At 68.6% G+C, this 280-nt stretch carries 1 protein-coding gene; it reads right to left on the bottom strand.

The genetic code is table 11. The features are described 5' to 3' along the window. On the bottom strand, positions 1–280 hold a 280-nt coding region (locus tag J0A65_RS28090), incomplete at both ends, for a rubredoxin (RefSeq protein ID WP_206597264.1).

Raw genomic sequence — 280 nt, 5'->3', positions numbered from 1 at the left:
CACCTCGGCATCGGCGCGGCGCAGGGCCTGGGCCAGGCCATAACCGGCATAACCGCTGCCGATGATGACGATGGGCTGACGCACGTCAGCCGCCACGGCTTGCTGCGGTTGCGGTTGCGGCGGCACCGGCAACGGCGTGCTGAGCGGCGCTGCCGCAGCGGCGACTACCGGGCTGATGTCGAGCATCTCGAAATCTTCCTTGCCGACTTTGCACTCCGGGCACTGCCAGTCCTCCGGTACGTCTTCCCAACGGGTGCCGGCGACAATGCCGTCGTCCGGC

Source organism: Bowmanella yangjiangensis, from assembly GCF_017255015.1.
Lineage (GTDB): Bacteria > Pseudomonadota > Gammaproteobacteria > Enterobacterales > Alteromonadaceae > Bowmanella > Bowmanella yangjiangensis.
This window is presented reverse-complemented; position numbering and strand designations above follow the sequence as displayed.